Raw genomic sequence first — 1,265 nt, 5'->3', positions numbered from 1 at the left:
ACCAAGCAGGCCGACGCGCTCAAGCAGATCCGTGAGAAGCAGCGGACGCTGAAGCAGGAGCGCGAGGAGGCGTCCGGCAAGCTCGCCGACCTCGCCGACACCCGCAAGGCGCTGGGGGAGAAGAAGAAGGAGGTCCAGGGCAAGCTGGCCGACGCCCAGGAGCTCCTCAACACCCTGACCGCCAAGGAGAAGGAGGAGCTGCAGAAGGAGCAGAACACGGTCTCCTCCGGCTCGCATGACGGCGGTTCCGGTTCCGGTGGCTCCGGCTCAGGGGGCTCCGGGGGCTCCGGTTCCGGCGGCTCCAGCACCGGCAGCACCGCCGATCTCGGCCACGACGCCCCTGACTCGCAGCGCGCCGCCAAGGCGCTGGCCGCCGCGCAGACCAGGATCGGCTCTCCTTACGTGCCGGCGGCGACCGGCCCCAACTCCTTCGACTGCTCCGGGCTGGTCCAGTGGGCCTACAAGCAGGCCGGCGTCAGCCTCGACCGGACCTCCCAGGCCCAGGCCAATGACGGTCCGCACCTGACGAAGAGCCAGCTCAAGCCGGGCGACCTGGTGCTGTTCCGCGGGGACCTGGGCCACATCGGCCTGTACGCGGGCAACGGCCAGGTGCTGCACGCTCCCTACCCCGGCACCAACGTGCGCTACGAGCCGATGAGCAACATGGAATTCCAGTTCGGCGTCCGCATCGCCTGAAACCCCCTGCCGCAACGCCCGTTCGGGCGAATCGCGACAGCGGCCGCCGACTGAGCGCCCCGCCGGTGACCCGCGTCTCCGGCGGGGCGCCGCGTGTGGCATCGGTTTCGCCGCTCAAGCGGCTTGCGCGCACCTGACCGGTTTCATTCGCACTGTCGTCCCATTGGCGGTGCCTGAGTGTCAGCCAATCATCACCACGCGTGTTCTGTTGGTAAAAGATGTGCTCAGGAGGCAGATTTTGCCTATGAGGATTTGAACGGATCACAAGAAGGTCACTAGGGTCGGGCCTCGAACCTTCGCGCGGTCGATCATCCATCCGGGATGTCGGTGAAGGTCCCGCCGAGTCCGTGCAGTTCACGCGGAGCCGGGGCGCATCCCCACCAGGCCCGGTAGGCGGTTGGAGGATGAAGGAGCTCGCCTTCGTGGCGTCCCACCGTCGACCCAAGCAAGCGAGCCGCACGCGGGTGACCGTACTCACCGCGACCGCCGCCGCAGCCGTCGCTCTCACGTCCCAGGCCGCACACGCCGACCCCAAGCCGGACAAGAAGGAAGTCAAGGCGAAGGTCGAC

At 68.1% G+C, this 1,265-nt stretch carries 1 protein-coding gene; it reads left to right on the top strand.

The window, feature by feature from the left end:
- On the top strand, window positions 1–696 hold a 696-nt coding region (locus tag AB0I22_RS39760; protein ID WP_363135912.1), incomplete at its 5' end, for an NlpC/P60 family protein.
- Between the last annotated feature and the right edge of the window lie 569 nt (window positions 697–1,265).

Origin of the sequence: Streptomyces sp. NPDC050610 (assembly GCF_040654875.1) — a bacterium.
Classification (GTDB): domain Bacteria; phylum Actinomycetota; class Actinomycetes; order Streptomycetales; family Streptomycetaceae; genus Streptomyces.
The sequence above is the reverse complement of the archived record's forward strand: the minus strand, read 5'-3'. Positions and strand labels throughout refer to the sequence as shown.